The organism is Variovorax sp. 10N432 (assembly GCF_056394465.1).
Window position 1 is genome coordinate 407,383 of the sequence record NZ_JBFTHX010000002.1, and the last position, 6,947, is coordinate 414,329.

Sequence of the window (6,947 nt, forward strand, 5' to 3'; positions counted from 1 at the left end):
GTGGCCACGCAGCACAAGTCCGTCGCCTTGCCCCTGGCGCTGGCCTATGCCGCGCTGATCGTCTACGCCAGCCTCTACCCGTTCGCCGACTGGCGCGACCAGGGCATCGCGCCCTGGGCCTACCTGGCGGCGCCGTGGCCCAAGTACTGGACCGCCTTCGACTTCGGCATCAACGTCGTCGGCTACATGCCGCTGGGTTTCCTGGCCGCCATCGCGGTGATTCGCAACCGGCCGGGCACCGGCGCCGTCGGCGCGGTGCTGCGAGCCACCGCGGTCGGGGCGGTGATCTCGTTCGCCATGGAGACGCTGCAGAGCTACCTGCCGGCGCGCATTCCGTCCAACGTCGACCTCGGGCTCAACATAGCTGGCGTCCTGGCCGGCGCGGTGACGGCGGCGGCGCTCGAGCGGCTCGGCGCCGTGGCGCACTGGCAGCGGACCCGATCCAACTGGTTCTTCGAGGATTCGCGCGGCGGCCTGGTGCTGCTGGCCCTGTGGCCGGTCGCGCTGCTGTTTCCGGCCGCGGTCAGCTTCGGCCTGGGCCAGGTGTTCGAGCGGCTCGAAGCCGCCATCGCCGACTGGCTGGTCGACACGCCCTTCATCGACTGGATGCCGGTGCGCCAGTTCGAGCTCGAGCCGCTGGTGCCGGGGGTCGAACTGCTGTGCGTCATGTTGGGCGCGCTGGTGCCTTGCCTGCTCGGCTTCCTGATCACGCGCTCGGTCGCCCGGCGGGCGATCCTGCTGCCCTCGATCCTGCTGGCCGGGGTGGTGGCCTCGGCGCTGTCGGCGGCCCTCAGCTACGGCCCCCCGCACGCCTGGGCCTGGCTGAGCCTGCCGGTCCAGGTCGGGATCGCGGCGGCACTGATCGTCGGCGTGCTGCTGCTCGGCGCGCCGCGGCGGCTTTGCGCGGCCCTGCTGCTGATCGCGCTGGTGGTGCACCTGAGCCTGCTGAACCAGGCGCCTGAGAGCGCCTATTTCGCCCAGACGCTGGCGACCTGGGAGCAGGGGCGGTTCATCCGCTTCCACGGGCTGGCGCAGTGGCTGGGATGGCTCTGGCCGTTTGCAACCCTCGCTTACGTGCTGGCCGTGCTCTCGCGCCGCGCGCCGGGGGCGCCGGCTCCCTAAAATCGGGCGATGTCGAGTTCCAGCACGCCCCCGCCGACGGGTTATTACGGCCGCCACATCTTCTTCTGCCTGAACGAACGCAAGGGCGACGAGGACTCCTGCTCCAAGCACCAGGCGCAGGCCGGCTTCGACCGCTGCAAATCGCGCGTCAGGGAGGCCGGCCTGGCCGGGCCGGGCAAGGTCCGGGTCAACAAGTCCGGCTGCCTGGACCGCTGCGCGGGCGGCCCGGTCGCGGTGGTCTATCCGGAGGCGGTCTGGTACACCTTCGTCGATGCCGACGACATCGACGAGATCGTCGAGTCGCACCTGAAGAACGGCGAAGTGGTCGAGCGGCTGCTGCTCGCGCCCGACGTCGGGCGCTGAGGGGCGGCCGGCCATGAATTCGCAGACCGAGAAGCTCCGGATCCAGGGCGCCGCCGGCGCCATCGAGGTGTTGCGCGACCGTGCGGCCGACGCTGTGCCGGCGCTCGGCGTCGCGGTGATCGCCCATCCGCATCCGCTGTTCGGCGGCACCATGGACAACAAGGTCGTGCAGACCCTGGCGCGCGCCTTCGTCGGCTGCGGCTGGACCGCGGTCCGCTTCAATTTCCGCGGCGTCGGCGCCAGCGAGGGCGTGCACGACGAAGGCCGCGGCGAATGCGACGACATGCGCGAAGTGGTCGCGCAGCTGGCACCCGAGGGGCCGCTGGCGATCGCCGGCTTTTCGTTCGGCGCCTTCGTCGCCAGCTGCGCCATCGACAAGCTCTGGACGGCGCGCGACATCCGCCAGGTGGTGCTGGTCGGGACGGCGGCCTCCCGCTTCTCGGTGGCGAGCTTGCCGCCCGCGGCCCACGAGCGCGCGCTGGTGGTGCACGGCGAGCAGGACGACACGGTGCCGCTGGCCGCCGTCATGGACTGGGCGCGGCCGCAGTCACTTCCTGTCACAGTCGTTCCCGGGGGCGGCCATTTCTTTCACGGACAATTGCCGCTGCTCAAGAATCTGGTCGTCCGCCACCTGCGCGCGGGCTAGTCTTTCCCCCATGAATCGTTTCGTTGAAGCGCTGCGCGCCTTCGCAGTGGCTGCTGCCGCATTTTCGTGTCTTGCCGCCGGGGCCCAGGTGCCGACGCCGCCCGAGGTGGCGGCCCGCAGTTTCCTGTTGCTGGATGTCACGGCCAACCAGACGCTGGCCCAGAAGGACATCGACGCCGCCGTCGAGCCGGCCTCGCTGACCAAGCTGATGACGGCCTACCTGGTCTTCGACGCGCTGCGCGCCCAGAAGATCACCCTGACACAGACCTTGCCGGTCAGCGCGCGGGCCTGGAAGATGCCCGGCGCACGGATGTTCATCGACCCGAAGATGCAGGTCCCGGTCGAGGACCTGCTCAAGGGCCTGATCGTGCAGTCGGGCAACGACGCCACGGTGGCGCTGGCCGAAGGCGTGGGCGGCACGGTCGAGCACTTCGTCGAACTCATGAACGAGCAGGCCAAGGCCCTCGGCATGAAGAACACGACCTACAAGAACCCCGAAGGCCTGACCGAGCCGGGCCACACCACCACCGCGCGCGACCTGGGCATCCTGGCGACCCGCCTGATGCGCGACTTCCCCGAGTACCTGCATTACTACGCGATCAAGAAGTACCGCTTCCCGGGCACGCCCTCGACCAACGAGACCAACCGCAACCTGCTGCTGTTCCGCGACCCGACGGTCGACGGCCTCAAGACCGGCCATACGCCGGCGGCCGGCTACGGCATGGTCGCGACCGCCAAGCGTGACTTCCCGAACCTGACCGGCGGCCGCCGCCTGCTGTCGATCGTGCTGGGCACGGCCAGCGAGAACGCGCGCGCCAACGAGTCGCAGAAATTGCTGAACTGGGGCTACACCGCCTTTGACGCGGTCCGCCTGTTCGAAGCCAACCAGGCCGTGGCGACGCCCGCCGTCTGGAAGGGCAATCAGAACACCGTCAAACTGGGCCGCCCCGACGCCATCGTGGTCGCCGTGCCGGCCGGCGCGGCAGCCAGGATCAAGACCCAGGTGGTGCGCCCCGACCCGCTGGTCGCGCCCTTCACCAAGTTCCAGCCGGTCGGCTCCCTGAAGGTCACGCTCGGCGACGAGCCGGTGGCCGAAGTGCCGCTGGTGGCGCTGGATGCAGTCCAGCAAGCCGGTGTCCTGGGGCGGGCCTGGGACGCCGTCCGGCTCTGGATCAAGTAGTTCAAGCAGTGCCGGGCCGGGCTACACAAAGTTAGCCCAATCTGGTAACGGGTGTTGTATACTCGTGGGCTTTTCGGAATTTCCGAAGGGATTCACGTTTTCGACCAGTTCTTGGTCGTTTCCCCGTCCGGCCGGTTCACGCCTAGGGCCTTCGGGGCAGTTTTGGGACTTATTCATTCATGCCAACCATCAATCAACTGGTGCGTCAGGGTCGGACGGTCGAAAAGATCAATTCGAAGAGCCCTGCCATGCAGAACTCGCCGCAACGTCGCGGTGTCTGCACCCGGGTCTACACCACGACCCCGAAAAAGCCGAACTCGGCGCTGCGCAAGGTCGCCAAGGTGCGCCTGACCAACGGCTTCGAAGTCATTTCCTACATCGGCGGCGAAGGCCACAACCTGCAGGAACACAGCGTCGTGCTGGTTCGCGGCGGTCGTGTCAAGGACTTGCCCGGTGTTCGCTACCACATCGTGCGCGGTTCGCTCGACTTGCAAGGCGTGAAAGACCGCAAGCAGTCGCGTTCCAAGTACGGCGCGAAGCGCCCCAAGAAGGCCTAAGCCTTCTGTATTTCATTCAGCGGTGTTCGGGTGCCCTGGCCGGCGCATCGAACGAAGTGACCCGATATTGGGTCGAGTAAGTGAGAGTTCTTGTTGGCTCTCGCGGTGCCTGCAAAGGCGCCAACTGAAGCAAAGAGGTTAGTAACATGCCACGTCGTCGCGAAGTCCCCAAACGTGAAATCCTGCCGGATCCCAAGTACGGCAATGTCGAGCTGTCGAAGTTCATGAACGTGATCATGGAAGGCGGCAAGAAGGCGATCGCCGAGCGCATCATCTACGGTGCGCTCGACCAGATCGAGAAGAAGAACCCGGGCAAGGACCCGCTGGAAGCTTTCACCATCGCCATCAACAACGTGAAGCCGATGGTCGAAGTGAAGTCGCGCCGCGTCGGCGGTGCGAACTACCAGGTGCCGGTCGAAGTTCGCCCGGTCCGTCGTCTGGCGCTGTCGATGCGCTGGATCAAGGAAGCCGCTCGCAAGCGCGGCGAAAAGTCGATGGCCCTGCGTCTGGCCAACGAACTCATGGAAGCCACGGAAGGCCGTGGCGGCGCCATGAAGAAGCGCGATGAAGTGCATCGCATGGCCGAAGCCAACAAGGCCTTCAGCCACTTCCGCTTCTAAAGAGCTCGTCCCCCCAAATCAGACAGGCTGGAAGCCCGACCCACCGAGAGCGGTGGGCGGGCTTTCATCCGTTAACGGAGTAAATTTCATGGCACGCAAGACCCCCATCGAGCGCTACCGCAACATCGGTATCTCGGCGCACATCGACGCCGGCAAAACGACCACCACCGAACGCATCCTGTTCTACACCGGCGTGACCCACAAGCTGGGCGAGGTGCATGACGGCGCCGCGACCACCGACTGGATGGAGCAGGAACAAGAGCGCGGCATCACGATCACCTCGGCGGCCGTGACCTGCTTCTGGAAGGGCATGGACCACTCGATGCCCGAGCACCGCATCAACATCATCGACACCCCGGGCCACGTGGACTTCACGATTGAAGTCGAGCGCTCGATGCGCGTGCTCGACGGCGCCGTGATGGTGTACGACTCGGTGGGCGGCGTGCAGCCCCAGTCCGAAACCGTCTGGCGCCAGGCCAACAAGTACCAGGTGCCCCGTCTCGCGTTCGTCAACAAGATGGACCGCGTCGGCGCCAACTTCTTCCGCGTGCGCCAGATGATGGTCGACCGCCTGAAGGCCAACCCCGTGCCGATCGTGATCCCCATCGGTGCCGAAGACAAGTTCCAGGGCGTGGTCGACCTTCGCAAGATGAAGGCCATCTACTGGGATGAAGCCTCGCAAGGCATGAAGTTCGACTACCGCGAAATCCCGGCCGAACTGCTCGAGTCCGCCAAGGAATGGCGCGAGAAGATGGTCGAGAGCGCCGCCGAAGCGTCGGAAGAGCTCATGAACAAGTACCTCGAAGAGGGCGACCTCTCCGAAGCGGAGATCACGCTCGGCCTGCGCACCCGCACCATCGCCGGCGAGATCCAGCCGATGATGTGCGGCAGCGCGTTCAAGAACAAGGGCGTGCAGCGCATGCTCGACGCCGTGATCGAGCTGATGCCCTCGCCGATGGACATCCCGCCGGTCGAAGGCACCGACGACGACGAGAAGGAAACCAGCCGCAAGCCGGCCGACGAGGAAAAGTTCTCGGCGCTGGCATTCAAGCTCATGACCGACCCCTATGTCGGCCAGCTGACCTTCGTGCGCGTCTACTCGGGCGTTCTGAGCAAGGGCGACACCGTCTACAACCCGGTCAAGGGCAAGAAGGAACGCATCGGCCGTATCGTGCAGATGCACGCCAACGAGCGCCTTGAAATCGACGAAATCCGCGCCGGCGACATCGCCGCCTGCGTGGGCCTGAAGGACGTCACGACCGGCGAAACGCTGTGCGACCCCGACGCCATCATCACGCTCGAGCGCATGGAGTTCCCCGAGCCCGTGATCTCGCAGGCCGTCGAGCCGAAGACCAAGGCCGACCAGGAAAAGATGGGCATCGCGCTGCAGCGCCTGGCCTCGGAAGATCCGTCGTTCCGCGTGCGTTCGGACGAAGAATCCGGCCAGACCATCATCTCCGGCATGGGCGAGCTTCACCTCGAAATCATCGTCGACCGCATGAAGCGCGAGTTCGGCGTCGAAGCCAACGTCGGCAAGCCGCAGGTGGCCTACCGCGAAACCATCCGCAAGACGGTCGAAGATGCCGAAGGCAAGTTCGTCCGCCAGTCGGGCGGCAAGGGCCAGTACGGCCACGTGGTGCTCAAGCTCGAGCCGAACGAAGCCGGCAAGGGTTTCGAGTTCGTCGACGCGATCAAGGGCGGTGTGGTGCCGCGCGAGTACATCCCGGCGGTCGAGAAGGGCGTGATCGAAGCGCTGACGCAAGGCGTGCTGGCCGGCTACCCGGTCGTCGACGTCAAGGTCACCCTGCACTTCGGTTCGTACCACGACGTGGACTCGAACGAAATGGCCTTCAAGATGGCCGCGATCTTCGGTTTCAAGGAAGGCGCCCGCAAGGCTTCGCCGGTCATCCTGGAGCCGATGATGGCCGTGGAAGTCGAAACGCCCGAAGACTACGCCGGCAACGTGATGGGCGACCTCTCGTCGCGTCGCGGCATGGTGCAGGGCATGGACGACATGATCGGCGGCGGCAAGCTCATCAAGGCTGAAGTCCCGCTGTCGGAAATGTTCGGCTACTCGACCACGCTGCGCTCGGCCACGCAAGGCCGCGCCACGTACACGATGGAATTCAAGCACTACTCCGAAGCACCGCGCAACGTGGCCGAAGCCATCGTGGCGTCGCGCTCGAAGTAATTCATCAAGGGGCTTGCGCCCCGCCGTCTGCGACCTTGTGCCTTCCGCTGCCCGTGGCGGAAGAACCAGCAACAGGGTGCAGACGTTAAACCCCACACGGGCACTGCTCTTTCAAGGATAGAAAATGGCAAAAGGAAAATTCACCCGCACGAAGCCGCACGTCAACGTGGGCACGATCGGTCACGTGGACCATGGCAAGACGACGCTGACGGCGGCGATCGCCACCGTGCTGTCGGCCAAGTTCGGCGGCGAAGCGAAGGCCTACGAC

Annotated in this window: 8 protein-coding genes; all 8 read left to right on the forward strand. The window is 65.8% G+C overall.

Annotation, left to right across the window (positions count from 1 at the left end):
- Entirely contained in the window at nt 1-1,122 is a 1,122-nt protein-coding gene (locus AC1DF3_RS04260; RefSeq protein ID WP_478138919.1) for a VanZ family protein, read from the forward strand.
- 9 nt (nt 1,123-1,131) lie between these two features.
- A complete protein-coding gene (locus tag AC1DF3_RS04265) occupies nt 1,132-1,485 on the forward strand; it encodes a (2Fe-2S) ferredoxin domain-containing protein (RefSeq protein WP_286535002.1) in 354 nt (117 codons plus the stop codon).
- A gap of 13 nt (nt 1,486-1,498) precedes the next feature.
- Nucleotides 1,499-2,131: an alpha/beta hydrolase gene (locus AC1DF3_RS04270; RefSeq protein ID WP_286535001.1), complete on the forward strand. Its 633-nt coding sequence runs from the start codon at nt 1,499-1,501 to the stop codon at nt 2,129-2,131.
- A 10-nt stretch (nt 2,132-2,141) separates the two neighbouring features.
- Nucleotides 2,142-3,311 (forward strand): D-alanyl-D-alanine carboxypeptidase family protein, encoded by a 1,170-nt coding sequence (locus tag AC1DF3_RS04275; protein WP_286535000.1) that lies wholly within the window; start codon nt 2,142-2,144, stop codon nt 3,309-3,311.
- A 179-nt stretch (nt 3,312-3,490) separates the two neighbouring features.
- The gene (gene rpsL / locus AC1DF3_RS04280; protein ID WP_013543948.1) at nt 3,491-3,868 is read left to right on the forward strand and encodes a 30S ribosomal protein S12; all 378 of its coding nucleotides are present in this window, start codon (nt 3,491-3,493) and stop codon (nt 3,866-3,868) included.
- 146 nt (nt 3,869-4,014) lie between these two features.
- A complete protein-coding gene (gene rpsG / locus AC1DF3_RS04285) occupies nt 4,015-4,488 on the forward strand; it encodes a 30S ribosomal protein S7 (protein ID WP_286508375.1) in 474 nt (157 codons plus the stop codon).
- An 88-nt stretch (nt 4,489-4,576) separates the two neighbouring features.
- Complete coding sequence (gene fusA, locus AC1DF3_RS04290; RefSeq protein ID WP_286534999.1) at nt 4,577-6,679, forward strand: elongation factor G; 2,103 nt, start codon at nt 4,577-4,579, stop codon at nt 6,677-6,679.
- Between the two features lie 124 nt (nt 6,680-6,803).
- A partial coding sequence (locus AC1DF3_RS04295) for a GTP-binding protein (RefSeq protein ID WP_341888899.1) occupies nt 6,804-6,947 on the forward strand: 144 nt, incomplete at its 3' end.

Excerpts from the sequence above, each read along its gene's own strand:
- fusA (WP_286534999.1), top strand. The coding sequence starts at position 4,577 with ATGGCACGCAAGACCCCCATCGAGCGCTACCGCAACATCGGTATCTCG.
- AC1DF3_RS04265 (WP_286535002.1), top strand. The coding sequence starts at position 1,132 with ATGTCGAGTTCCAGCACGCCCCCGCCGACGGGTTATTACGGCCGCCAC.
- AC1DF3_RS04270 (WP_286535001.1), top strand. The coding sequence starts at position 1,499 with ATGAATTCGCAGACCGAGAAGCTCCGGATCCAGGGCGCCGCCGGCGCC.
- rpsG (WP_286508375.1), top strand. The coding sequence starts at position 4,015 with ATGCCACGTCGTCGCGAAGTCCCCAAACGTGAAATCCTGCCGGATCCC.
- rpsL (WP_013543948.1), top strand. The coding sequence starts at position 3,491 with ATGCCAACCATCAATCAACTGGTGCGTCAGGGTCGGACGGTCGAAAAG.
- AC1DF3_RS04275 (WP_286535000.1), top strand. The coding sequence starts at position 2,142 with ATGAATCGTTTCGTTGAAGCGCTGCGCGCCTTCGCAGTGGCTGCTGCC.